The following is an 11,702-nucleotide window of genomic DNA, read 5'->3' on the forward strand; positions in this document are numbered from 1 at the left end:
ATCCTATGGACGTAAATTGGGTGATTTGCCTTCGCGGGTCGTCACCCACCGTGGCCATCCTCGCCGGAGTGAACCATGTCCCGCACCGGCACGACGGACGACGGCGACGAGCTGCTGACCAGGCTCGGGGCCCTGACGGCTCAGGCGCGTGCGCAGGCCGAGATGCAGCGGTCCCGGGTCGAGCTGGCGATCGCGCTGCAGCGCGGCATGTTGCCGCGGGACCTGCCCATGGCCCGCCGACTGCACCTGGCCGTGCGGTACGCGCCCGCGTACCGGGGCCTCAACGTGGGCGGCGACTGGTACGACGCCTTCACCCTGGGCGACGGCCGGATCGGCCTGTCCATCGGCGACGTCCAGGGCCACAACATCGAGGCCGCGGCCTTCATGGGGCAGGTGCGGGCCGGGCTGCGGGCACTGGCGTCGGTCACCGGCGATCCGGGTGAGGTACTGGCCCGGACCAACGATCTGCTGTTGTCCCTGGGCTCCGACCTCTTCGCCACCTGCACGTTCATGCGGCTCGACCCGTGCGCCGGGGTGCTGGAGAGCGCCCGGGCCGGGCATCTGCCCTGTGTCTGGGCCACAGCGGAAGGGAAGTCCGGCCTCACCGAGGACGAGGGCGGGCCGCCCCTCGGGGTGCAGGCCGGGACGCGCTACCCGGTGACCCGGTACGAGCTCACGACGGGCGGCGTGTTCGTCCTGCTCACGGACGGTGTCGTGGAGGGGCCGTCCATGCGGCTGGAGGAGGGCCTCGACCAGGTGACACGGCTCGCGGGCATCGCGGCCGTGGCGGGCATGGACGTGGACGCGCTCGCGGCCGCCGTGATCAAGGGCGCCGAGCGCGTGGGGCACGACGACGATGCCGCCGTCCTGGTGGTCGGTCTCGACGGGCCGGACGCTCAGCCATAGGGCGGCACGACGCCCGCGCCCGCCTCGCCGAGGCGTCGGCCCCGGTGTCTCATGGCTGCTGTGGTGGGTAGCCGGGATCTGCGTACGCCGGTCGTCGTCGCTCTGCAGACGTCGGCCGTCGCCGCCTGCTACTACGTGTCCGCGCAATTGGGTCTGTTGCGGGAACTGGTCGTCGAGGGCGCGGTCGTCACGCCCATCTGGCCCCCCACCGGCGTCTCCGTGGCCTGCCTGCTGATCCTGGGACTGCGCTGCTGGCCCGGGATCGCCCTGGGTGCCTTCTTCGTCATCCTGTCCCTCACCTCCCTGACGCCCTCGGCTCTCTGCGTCCTGGCGGGCAACACGGCCGCACCCGTGGCCGGGTATCTGCTGCTGCGGCGGGCCGGTTTCCGCACCGACCTCGCACGGCTGCGGGACGGTCTCGCCCTGGTGTTCCTGGGCGCCTTCACCGCCATGCTGATCAGCTCGACCACGGGCGCCGGCATCCTGATCGCCACGGACCGCCTCGAGTGGCCCGGCTTCTGGGCGGTGTGGCTGGCCTGGTGGGTCGGGGACGCGATGGGCGTGCTCATCGTCACGCCGATGCTGCTCCTGCTGTCCCGCGTGCGCCTCCCGCTGCCCCTGTCGCGCTGGAAGGAGGCCGCGGGGCTGGCGGTCATCGCCTGTTGTCTCGTGCCGGTGGCCGCGCACAGCTCGGTCAGTCTGCTGTTCCTCGTCTATCCCCTGCTGATCTGGGCCGCTCTGCGGTTCCAGCTGGCGGGCAGCCTGCTGTGCGCTCTGTTCGCCTCGGTCATGACCACGGTGGCGGCGACCGACCGGGTCGGGCCGTTCGAACGGCTCAGCCGGGTCGAGGTGATGATGAAGCTGCAGGCCTTCAACGGGGCCATGGCGCTCACGGCCCTGATCCTCTCGGCGGTGATCGCCGAGCAGATCTACACACGGCGTTCCGTGGAGCGCGCCTGCCAGGAACTGGTCGAGGTACTGGAGCACCTCACCGCGTTCGAGACGGCGGACGGCCGGGCACCCGTGGACGACGGCGGGCTCGGGCGACGGCCGGAGGAGTGACTGCCGACCCGCTGATCCCGGGGCCTAGGCTGGGCGTCATGACCCAGGTCGAGGTGCTGCAGCTGCTGGTCTCACCCGCGCACCGGCTGGCCGGGCGGCCGTCCGACGGGCCCTCCCCCGGCCCGTCCGACGAGCGCGTCACCCGGGTGGAGGTACGCCGTGAGCTGGGGCTGGTCGGCGACCGCTACTACGCCCGGCCCGCCCACCGGAACGCGGCGGTGACCATCATGGCCTCCGAAAGCCTCCCGGCCTGCGCCGATCTGCGGCACACCCGGCGGAACATCCTGCTCAGGGGCGTCGACATCGACTCCTTCGTCGGTGCGACGATCTCACTCGACTGCGGTACCGGGCCGGTGACGTTCGCCGTGAAGCGTCCCGCGCGGCCCTGTGCCTGGATGGATGTGACCATCGGCCCGGGCGCGCAGCGCGCCCTGAGTGGCCGTGGCGGTGTGCGGTGCACGCCGCTGAGCGACGGGGTGCTCACGCTCGGCCCGGCCACGTTCCGGGTCGTGGCCGGGGCCGACGCGGGGTCCTGAAGCGCTCCGGGGCGGTCAGCCGCCCGACGGTGGCGTGCGGATGGCAGCGATGTCGAGCTGCAGGCGCACCTTCTCGCTCACCATCGCGCCGCCCTCGGCCAGCCTGCTGTTGTAGGTCAGACCCCAGTCCGAGCGGTTGATCGTGGTGGTGCCGTCGAAGCCGACCCGGTCGTAGCCGAAGGGGTCGGTGACATTTCCGATGTACGTCATGTCGAGCACCACCGGGCGGGAGACGCCTTTGATGGTCAGCTCGCCGGACATGCTGAACAGGTCGGCGCCCGCCTGCTCCACCGCCGTGCTGGTGAAGCGCATATGCGGATAGGTCGCGGCGTCGAGGAAGTCACGGCCCACCAGATGCGCATCCCGCTGTTCCACACCGGTGTCGACGCTGGCGGTGAACAGAGTGATGTCGGCCCGTGACCGTGCGGGGTCGTACGCGTCGAAGTAGAGGCGACTTTCGTACTCCAGGAAACAACCGCGCACGGTGGTCACCATGGCATGCCGGACGGAGAAGCCGATCCTGCTGTGCGCGGGGTCGACGACCCATTCACCGGACAGATTCGCCAGGTGAGGGTCCGGCAGCACGGCAGTGGAGGATGCCGGTGCGCCGGTGGGGCGCTGTGGGGGGAGCGGTGCCTGCCGGCGGGACGGCACAACGCGGTTGAACAGGTTCATGATTCATCTAGGTACTTGAGTTTGGTTATAGCCGCAAGTCCCCTTCCGTTTTGCGGCTGTTGAGAACGTACCCCTGCCCCCCTTTTGCCGCCGCTTTGCACAAAATCCACACACGGCTGCCGCGGCGCATCACCGAAACGACCATCCGAAACTCCACGGATTTTCATTTCGGGCATTTCGGCGAATCGGTCTTACGTCGCCTCTATCGCGAGGTCGTTGTCGACGGTGTAGTAAGGGCGAAGAGCGGTTCCGTCCGCCTCGACCGGCGGGTAGACGTACACGTGCTTGCGGTCCGCCACGTCGTCGAGCAGCCGGCCCACCCGGACGGGCCGTGCGCCGGCGGTGGGACGGACGAAGACGTCCCAGATCCGGGTCGCTCCCCCGCCGTCGCCCGTCAGGTCCCCGGGACCGGCGGTGAAGGAGAAGCCCCTGCCGTCGTCGTCGAGCCGGGGGGCGAGGGTGCGTACGGTGTCGGTGCCTCGCAGGCGCAGACGCACGGTGGCGTCCTCGTGGAGCTCGGCACCGTGCAGGCGGGCCGTGATCGTCATGGTGCGGCCCGTGAGGTCGATGCCGCGGGCCTCCGCGTGGGCGGTGCGCCGCCATGCCCTCAGGGCGAGGAAGCCGTCCTTCGTGGCGTACGGGATCCGGACCGCGACCGGCGAGGGGCGGTCGCGCAGGTGGCCGTCGACGAGGGTGCGCAGGTCCCGCAGGCCGGGGCGCAGGCGTCGGCGCTCGGCGCCGGGTTCCGGCAGCAGGTACACGTCCCAGCGGCCCTCGTCGAGGACCGGGCGCGGTTCCAGTACGGCGTTCCGGTGGCCGTCGGCCCGGTCCGTCTCCAGCTCGAGGACGTGGAGGGTCGTCTCGGGCAGGCCCTTCTTGGGACGCAGCCGCAGGAGCAGCCGGGGGTCTGCGCCGGAGATCGGCGGCAGTCGGAAGGTGATCCGGCCATCGGTGTCGATCGTGCAGTCCGCCCGCAGATGGGTGTCGTGCTGCGGGCTCGGCATCGTGCTCGCCGGTGCGCCCTCGCACGACGCGGTCGGCATCGTGCCCCCGTGCGACGCTCCCGGCGTCATGCCCTCGTGCGGGGTGGTCAGCTTGTCTTCCGGGGTGCTCATCGGCGTCCCTTCCGTATCGAGCGCAGTACGCCGGCGGCAGCGGCGTGGGCGGCGTCGCGGGCCGCGTGACCCCGGCCGGCCAGGGGGCTCTGGGTGCGGTGGCCATGCGGGGTGGCCGTGCGGCCGGTGCCCCTGGCCGCGGCGGCGGTCTCCAGCAGGCGTTCGGCCTGCGCGACGACGGGACCGGGGGCGAAGCGGCGCGCGTTGTCCAGGGCTGCTCGGCTCATGCGGCGACGCCGCTCGTCGTCGCCGACGAGTTCCAGCAGGGCCGCCGCGAGCGCGTCCCGGTCCCCGACCGGTACGAGCCGGCCGTCGGTTCCGTCCTCGATGATCTCACCGGGACCGTAGGGGCAATCGGTGCTGACGACGGGCAGCCCGCAGCGCATCGCCTCGACGATGGTCATGCCGAACGGCTCGAAGTTGGACGCGGCCGCGCCGATCGACCCCTTGGCCCACTCGGCCTCCATGGGAGTCGCGGCCCCCATCAGGAACACGTTGTTCCACAGCCCGAGCCGCTCGATGAGACGGCGCAGGTCGGCCTGCTGCTCGCCCTTGCCGTAGATGCGCAGCTGCCAGTCCGGGTGCGCCGCGGCGACCTGGGCGAAGGCCTCGATGAGGAGGTCGTAGCGCTTGACCGGCACCAGACGGCCCGCGGCGATCACCACCTTGGCCGTGCTGTCCGCGGGAGGCAGGGCAGGGTCGGGGACGCTGTTGGGGAGGGCCTCCACGTGGACGCCGGGCAGCCACATCTTGCGCCGGTAGGCGGCGGCGTCCGCTTCCGTGACGGTGGTGATCACGTCGAGTCGGCGGTAGGCGCGGCGCAGGGCGGTGCGCAGCCGCGGCGAGTGGTTGTCGAGCGTGAGGTGCTCCTGGCCGACGCGCAGGACGTGCTGCGGAGCCTGGCGAGCGATGTGCACGTTGAGACCCGGCCGGGTGCCGATGACGACGTCGGCGTCGAGCGCTTCGAGGCACTCGCCGATGCGCCGGTCGGTCAGCTCGCTGTACTGGTGGTGGCGGTACTCGGCGGGCGGGAACACCTTCGCCGGTCTCCGGTGCAGCGGATCGTCCGCCTCCTTGCGCAGGTCCACCAGCGCTCGCAGCCGCACCCGTGGGTCCAGGACGAGGTTGGGGCGTTCCCGGTGACGTAAAGCGGAGACGATCTCCACGTCATGCCGCTCGGCCAGGGCCCCGGCCAGGTTGAACGTGGTGGTGATCGTGCCTCCGATCCCGTAGGCGTTGTGGATCAGGAAAGAGATCTTCATGGTGGCCTAGACCGTGTCAACGCCCCGTTCGTTGTTCGTCGTTACCACTCTGTGGCCGTGCCCGGCCGCCGGGCCGGATCGCCGATTGCGGAATGATCTCGGACATAAGTGGTCTGGGCCATATCGGTTTGCCCCTGATGTGTGGATAGCTTGATGTGTTTGCCCGCGCATCGTCGCGTCCTCGGGTGCACCCTCGTATCGATCTTCAGGAGACCCATGCGCCCCCGTACAGCCTTCGTCCCACGCATCACCTCCCTCCCGCCCGTCGCCCTGGCCGGTGGCGCGCTGGCCGTGGGGGTCGGCGGTCTGTATCTCGCGGGGCTGCTCCTCACGGGCGGCCAGATCGACTCCGGCACGACCGTGCGCGGGGTGGACATCGGAGGGCTGAGTCGCGTGCAGGCGGTGGCGAGGCTGGAACGGGCGCTGGGTGCGGCCGGCGCCCGGGAGCTGCCCGTGAAGGTCGGTGACCGCACCGCCAGGGTCGATCCGGAGCGTGCGGGGCTCTCCTACGACGTCCAGGAGACCGTCGACCGGGCGGCCCGCACCGGCGCCGATCCGGTCAGCGTGTTCGGCGGGTTCTTCCGCACGGGCGGGGACATCGAACCGGTCGTGCACCTCGACGAGGGCAAGGCCCGGGAGGCCCTCGGGCACCTGGCGGAAGGGCTCGACCAGAAGGTCAGGGACGGTGCCGTGAGCTTCGACGACGGGCGTGTGAAGACGGTCGCACCACGGACGGGGTACGCCCTGGAGGTGAACGCCGCGGTCGGGCCCCTGCGCGACTCCTTCCTGCGGGGCGACACCGGTACGGCCACTCCCCTGCCCGCCCGCGAGACCCGGCCGAAGGTCACCGCCGACGAGGTGCGGCGGGCGGTGCGCACCTTCGCGGAACCGGCCATGTCGGGCCCCGTCACGCTCACCGCGGCCGGCAAGCGGTTCGCCGTCGGCCCGGACGCGCTGGGCGAGCATCTGACCATGCGGCCGGACAGCAGCGGCAGGCTGGGACCGGAGCTCGACGCGAAGGGCCTGCGCGCCGAGCCCGCCGTGGCCGGCCCGCTGGACGCCATCACCACGACCGCCCAGAACGCGAAGCTGCGGCCGGAGGGCGACAAGGCCGTGGTGGTCCAGGACGCCACGGTGGGCCGGTCGGTCACGGACAAGGCCCTGGGGAAGGCCGTACTGCCCCTGCTCACCGAGTCGGGCACCGGCCGCAGCGGCGAGGTGGAGGTACGCCGGACCCAGCCGGAGGTGACCCGCGAGAACGCCGCGCGGCTGGGGCTGACGGAGAAGATGTCCTCGTTCACCGTCCACTTCGAACGGGCCGAGTACCGCACGAAGAACATAGGCCGGGCCGTGGAGCTCATCAACGGCTCCGTCGTCGAGCCGGACGAGACCTGGAGCTTCAACCGGACCGTCGGTGAGCGCACCGAGGCCAACGGCTTCATGGACGGCATCATCATCCTCGACGACAAGTTCACCAAGGCCTCCGGCGGCGGGGTCTCGTCCGTGGCGACGACCGTGTACAACGCGCTGTTCTTCGCCGGCGTCAAGCCCGTGGAGCACGGAGCGCACTCGTTCTACATCGAGCGCTACCCGGAGGGCCGCGAGGCGACGGTCGCCTGGGGCAGCCTGGACCTGCGGTTCACCAACGACTCCGGCAAGGCCATCTACATCCAGGCGGAGTCCACCGACACCTCCGTCACCGTCTCCTTCCTCGGCACCCGCAAGTACGACGAGATCAAGTCCGTCACGGGTCCGCGCACCGAGGTGAAGCAGCCGGAGAAGAAGGTGAGCGACGACAAGGAGTGCGTGCCGCAGACACCGCTCGAAGGGTTCGACGTCACTGTGGAGCGGGTGTTCTACGACGACGGCCGGGAAGTGAAGCGGGAGCCGTACCGCACGCACTACACGCCGCGTGACGAGATCGTCTGCGAGTGATCCACCCCCCGGTCGCCCACCTCCGCAACTCTCCCTCCCGGAGGAAGCGTTGACCCGGCCGCGGAGCGCCAGCACAATAAGCGCCCATCGGTTGAGAGCGCTCTCAAGGGAGATCCATGAATGGCAGACAAGGCCCGGCGCTCAGCCGGCGTTCACTCATCGGTGCCGGACTCGGCATCAGTGCCGCAGGGCTCACCGCCGCCGCCTCGGGGCAGGCCTTCGCGGCCGGCTCCACCGGGTCCGGCCCCGCATCGGCCCCGGCCCGGGGGCACGCCTTTCTCGCCGCCGCCATGGATGCCTACCCCGACCACGGCGACTTCCGTCTGACCCAGAGCTACACCGACCAGGCCGGACTGTTCAGCACCGCGTTCACCTACGACAACGCCCTCGCGCTCCTGGCCCACCTCGCGGTCCGGACCCCGGCCGGCCTGACCCGGGCAGAGGCACTGGGCGACGCCCTGCTGTACGCCCAGCGTCACGACCCGGCGTACGACGACGGCAGGCTCCGGCAGGCCTACAACGTCGGGCCGTACACCTTCTACGACGGCTCGCTCCAGCCCGACGGCTTGGTACGGGCCGACGGCACCGCCAACGTCGGAACGCAGTTCGGCTTCACCGGAACGGCCGTGGGCGACATGGCCTGGGCGGGCATCGCGCTGGGCGCCCTGGCCCGCCGTACCGGGGCGCGCCGCTTCCTCGAGGGTGCCGTACGCATCGGCGAGTGGATCGAACGGACCGGCCGCACCGACGAGCCCCTCGGTGGCTACAAGTTCGGGGTGGACGGGGCGAATCAGAAGCTGCCGTTCACCTCGACCGAGCACAACACCGACCTGGTCTGCCTGTTCGGCCGGCTCGCCCGGCTGACCGGCGACCGGGTGTGGCTGGAGCGGCGCGGGCGGGCCGAGGCGTTCGTGCGCCGGATGTGGGAGCCGTCCGGGGGCTTCTTCTACACCGGCACGAACGACGGTGTGACGGTCAACGAGTCCCCGGTTCCGGAGGACACGCAGACCTGGACGCACCTCGCGCTGGACTCCCGCCGTCACTCCCGTTCGCTGGACTGGGCCGCGGCCGAGCTGGCCGTCCTTGACCACTCCGGGCGCACGAACAGCACGGTGCCCACGGGGCAGTCGTACGAGGGGGTCACCTTCAGTTCCGCGAGTCTCCTCGCGAACGAGGGCGCCCCGATCGCCGACGGTCAGCCGAGGCCCGACCGCAACGGGGTGTGGTTCGAGGGGACGGCGCATCTCGCGCTCGCCCTGCGCGATCGCGGAGCCCGTGGTGACGAGGCGGGCGCCCGGCGTCTGCTCGCCTCGATCGAGCGGGCGCAGGATCTCCTGGGCGACGGCCAGACCGTCGGGGGCAGGGCTCTGCCCGAGCGCAGTGGAGTCGTGTCCGCCAGCAGTCCGCTGGACACGGGTTTCGGCTTCGGTTACTACCCGTACCGGCACACCGGGGCGACGGCCTGGTACCTGATGGCCGCGGCCCGGTTCAATCCGCTCCGGGTGTGACGGAACAGCCCGGTCCGCTCTCGTGTGCGGCGGACCGGGCCGGCTGTCCCTCAGGCGAGGCGGTGAACCGCCTGGGTCGTGAGCTCGTAGCGGGCGCCGACGATCGCCAGCTTGCCGGTGCCGATCCTGGCTGCGAGTTCGGGTTCCGCGGCCAGCCGGGAGCGCACGAGCCGGACGTTGGCGCTCACGGTCGCGTCGATCCGGGCGTCCCCTTCCTGGCCGTGGTCTATGGCGGGGCTTATCGCGTCGACGAGGTACTGCATGTGGGCGGGCAGTCGCTCTCCCGACTGCTCCGCCGACACGGCGGCACGCACCGCCCCGCACGACTGGTGGCCGAGGACGACGACCAGCGGTATGCCGAGCTCCAGGACCCCGTAGGCGACGCTGCCGAGCACGGCCTCGTCGAGGACCTCGCCGGCGGTACGCACGGTCATCAGGTCGCCCAGGCCCTGGTCGAAGACCAGTTCCGGGGGGACTCGCGAGTCGATGCAGCCGAGCACGACCGCGAAGGGGTGCTGCGCGGCGGCCAACGTCCGCCGGACGGCGGGGTTCTCGTGCGGGTGGCGTTCCCGGAAGGCGCGCCAGCGGCGGTTGCCCGCGGCCAGTTCCCGCAGGGCCTCGTCCGGGGTGCCGGGTCGTGGCTCCGCGGGTCCGGAGCCGGCGGGCGCGGCGGTGGCCGGGCGCGCGGCGCCGAGACCCGCACCCAGGGCCGCGGCCCCGGTCAGCGCGGTGCGCAGAAGAGTCCGGCGGACGGTGCCGCCGGCGGAGGGCCGTGAACCGGCGAAGGGGTGCGGTTCAGGGCCGGTGCCTCTGTGGGAGGTGGCATGTGAGTTCACGGGCAGAACGTATGCCCGAATGCGCGGACGGCCGCCGTCCTTGCCGTTTTCATGGTGAGAGTTGGGTAAGTGATGTTCTTACCTTGAACGCCTTTTGACGATCCCTCAGGCAACCGGCAGGACGCCCGGGCCTGCCGGCCCGGGCGTCCTGTCATGCGGAGGTGATCAGACCAGGTCGAACCGGTCCAGGTTCATGACCTTGACCCACGCCGCGACGAAGTCGTTGACGAACTTCTCCTTCGCGTCGTCGCTCGCGTAGACCTCGGCCAGCGCGCGCAGCTCGGAGTTCGAGCCGAAGACCAGGTCGGCGCGGGAGCCGGCCCACTTGACCTCGCCCGTGGCGGCGTCGCGGCCCTCGAACGTGGTCTGGTCCTCGGTCGTCGACTTCCACTCGATGCCCAGGTCGAGCAGGTTGACGAAGAAGTCGTTGGTCAGCGAGCCGGGCGTCTTGGTGAAGGCGCCGAGCTGGGACTGCTGGTAGTTGGCGCCCAGCACCCGCAGGCCACCGACCAGGACGGTCATCTCGGGAGCGCTCAGGGTGAGCAGGTTGGCACGGTCGAGCAGCAGGAATTCGGCCGGCAGGCGGTTGCCCTTGCCGTGGTAGTTGCGGAACCCGTCGGCGGTCGGCTCCAGCGCCTCGAACGACTCGGCATCGGTGTGCTCCTCCGTCGCGTCCACACGGCCCGCGGCGAAGGGGACCTCCACCTGGAAGCCGGCTTCCTTGGCGGCCTTCTCGACCGCGGCGGTGCCGCCGAGGACGATCAGGTCGGCCAAGGAGACCTTCTTGGCGCCGGCGCCGGCGTTGAAGTCCTGCTGGATGCCCTCGAGGACCCGCAGGACCTGCGCCAGCTCGTCGGGCTCGTTGACCTCCCAGCCGCGCTGCGGCTCCAGGCGGATGCGGGCGCCGTTGGCGCCGCCGCGCTTGTCGCTGCCGCGGAAGGTGGACGCCGAGGCCCAGGCGGTGGACACCAGCTGCGAGACGGACAGGCCCGACTCGAGGAGCTTGGTCTTGAGGGTGGCGATGTCACCGTCGTCGATGGTCTCGCCCTGGGCCTCCGGCAGCGGGTCCTGCCACAGCAGGGTCTCCGCCGGGACCTCGGGGCCGAGGTACAGCGACTTCGGGCCCATGTCACGGTGGGTCAGCTTGAACCAGGCGCGGGCGAAGGCGTCCGCGAACTCCTGCGGGTTCTCGTAGAACCGGCGGGAGATGGGCTCGTAGATCGGGTCGAAGCGCAGCGCCAGGTCCGTGGTGAGCATCTTCGGGCGGTGCTTCTTCGAGGAGTCGTGCGCGTCCGGGACGATCTCCGGGGCGTCCTTGGCCACCCACTGGTTGGCGCCGGCCGGGCTCTGCTCGAGCTCGTACTCGAACTCGAAGAGGTTCTTGAAGAAGCCGTTGCTCCACTGGGTGGGCGTGCTCGTCCAGGTGACCTCCAGGCCGGAGGTGATGGTGTCGCCGCCCTTGCCGGTGCCGTAGGTGCTGCGCCAGCCCAGGCCCTGCTCCTCCATGGAGGCGGCCTCGGGGTCGGCGCCGACGTTGTCGGCGGGGCCGGCACCGTGGGTCTTGCCGAAGGTGTGGCCGCCGGCGATCAGGGCGACGGTCTCCTCGTCGTTCATCGCCATGCGGCGGAACGTCTCACGGATGTCGCGGGCCGCGGCGAGCGGGTCCGGGTTGCCGTTCGGGCCCTCGGGGTTGACGTAGATGAGGCCCATCTGGACGGCGCCGAGCGGGTTCTCCAGCTCGCGGTCGCCCGTGTAGCGCTTGTCGTCGAGCCTGTTAATCTCAAGTCTGCACCCGACCCCACCATGGCGAGGTGCCTCGTGTCCCCGTCCGGGACAGACATTCTTCCGGGAGCCCCCCAAGCCGCAC

Annotated in this window: 10 protein-coding genes; 5 read left to right on the plus strand and 5 right to left on the minus strand. The window is 71.0% G+C overall.

Going from position 1 to position 11,702, the window contains the following annotated elements; translation table 11 throughout:
• Positions 1 to 75: 75 nt before the first annotated feature.
• Genes ABT116_RS03980 through ABT116_RS03990 form a run of 3 tightly spaced genes read left to right on the plus strand, consistent with a single transcriptional unit; the run spans position 76 to position 2,504 of the window.
• Positions 76 to 906 carry a PP2C family protein-serine/threonine phosphatase gene (locus tag ABT116_RS03980; protein WP_351627405.1) on the plus strand — a complete coding sequence of 277 codons (831 nt, stop codon included), beginning with the start codon at positions 76 to 78 and terminating at the stop codon, positions 904 to 906.
• 51 nt (positions 907 to 957) lie between these two features.
• Positions 958 to 1,968, plus strand: coding sequence for an MASE1 domain-containing protein (locus ABT116_RS03985; protein WP_351627407.1), 1,011 nt, complete (start codon positions 958 to 960; stop codon positions 1,966 to 1,968).
• A 38-nt stretch (positions 1,969 to 2,006) separates the two neighbouring features.
• Positions 2,007 to 2,504, plus strand: a complete 498-nt coding sequence (locus ABT116_RS03990; RefSeq protein ID WP_351627410.1) for a molybdenum cofactor biosysynthesis protein — start codon at positions 2,007 to 2,009, stop codon at positions 2,502 to 2,504.
• A 15-nt stretch (positions 2,505 to 2,519) separates the two neighbouring features.
• Here the strand turns inward: ABT116_RS03990 and ABT116_RS03995 are convergent, their stop codons facing one another.
• The 3 genes from ABT116_RS03995 to ABT116_RS04005 all read right to left on the minus strand — a co-directional run bounded on the left by ABT116_RS03995 (position 2,520) and on the right by ABT116_RS04005 (position 5,556).
• Positions 2,520 to 3,179, minus strand: a complete 660-nt coding sequence (locus ABT116_RS03995) for a YceI family protein (protein WP_351627412.1) — start codon at positions 3,177 to 3,179, stop codon at positions 2,520 to 2,522.
• A 191-nt stretch (positions 3,180 to 3,370) separates the two neighbouring features.
• A complete protein-coding gene (locus tag ABT116_RS04000) occupies positions 3,371 to 4,183 on the minus strand; it encodes a transferase (protein WP_351627435.1) in 813 nt (270 codons plus the stop codon).
• Positions 4,184 to 4,290: 107 nt separating this feature from the next.
• On the minus strand, positions 4,291 to 5,556 hold the full coding sequence (locus tag ABT116_RS04005) for a glycosyltransferase family 4 protein (RefSeq protein WP_351627415.1): 1,266 nt from the start codon (positions 5,554 to 5,556) through the stop codon (positions 4,291 to 4,293).
• A 216-nt stretch (positions 5,557 to 5,772) separates the two neighbouring features.
• Between ABT116_RS04005 and ABT116_RS04010 the strand changes: the two genes are divergently transcribed.
• Together ABT116_RS04010 and ABT116_RS04015 are read left to right on the plus strand one after the other, a co-directional pair.
• Positions 5,773 to 7,491, plus strand: coding sequence for a VanW family protein (locus ABT116_RS04010; protein WP_351627418.1), 1,719 nt, complete (start codon positions 5,773 to 5,775; stop codon positions 7,489 to 7,491).
• 116 nt (positions 7,492 to 7,607) lie between these two features.
• On the plus strand, positions 7,608 to 8,999 hold the full coding sequence (locus tag ABT116_RS04015; RefSeq protein ID WP_351627421.1) for a Tat pathway signal sequence domain protein: 1,392 nt from the start codon (positions 7,608 to 7,610) through the stop codon (positions 8,997 to 8,999).
• 50 nt (positions 9,000 to 9,049) lie between these two features.
• Here the strand turns inward: ABT116_RS04015 and ABT116_RS04020 are convergent, their stop codons facing one another.
• A complete protein-coding gene (locus tag ABT116_RS04020; protein WP_351627423.1) occupies positions 9,050 to 9,835 on the minus strand; it encodes a carbonic anhydrase in 786 nt (261 codons plus the stop codon).
• A 165-nt stretch (positions 9,836 to 10,000) separates the two neighbouring features.
• On the minus strand, positions 10,001 to 11,702 hold a 1,702-nt coding region (gene katG, locus ABT116_RS04025), incomplete at its 5' end, for a catalase/peroxidase HPI (protein WP_351627426.1).

The sequence above is a fragment of the Streptomyces sp. NPDC002130 genome (assembly GCF_040296465.1).
Taxonomy (GTDB): Bacteria; Actinomycetota; Actinomycetes; order Streptomycetales; family Streptomycetaceae; genus Streptomyces.